This is a genomic window from Salmonella sp. SAL4457 (assembly GCF_046548235.1).
GTDB lineage: Bacteria > Pseudomonadota > Gammaproteobacteria > Enterobacterales > Enterobacteriaceae > Salmonella > Salmonella enterica.
This window is the reverse complement of sequence record NZ_JBGDZO010001180.1, coordinates 1-243: the sequence shown is the minus strand read 5'-3', so window position 1 is coordinate 243 and position 243 is coordinate 1. Positions and strand designations below refer to the sequence as shown.

Genomic DNA, 243 nt, shown 5'->3' with positions numbered 1-243 from the left:
GGTCATGGAGGCCTTCCTGAAGGCCAACCCGAAGATCGACGTGCTCTTCGCGCACAACGACGACATGGGCCTCGGCGCGCTTGAGGCCATCACCGCCGCCGGCAAGACGCCCGGCAAGGACATCAAGATCATCACCATTGACGCGGTGAAGGACGGCATGCAGGCCCTCGCCGACGGCAAGTTCAACTTCATCGCCGAATGCAGCCCGCTGCTCGGCCCGCAACTGATGGACCTGGTCAAGAA

At 63.0% G+C, this 243-nt stretch carries 1 protein-coding gene; it reads left to right on the top strand.

Annotated features, from left to right (window positions below; translation table 11 throughout):
• On the top strand, positions 1 to 243 hold a 243-nt coding region (locus tag ACLJNW_RS27910; protein ID WP_410961845.1), incomplete at both ends, for a substrate-binding domain-containing protein.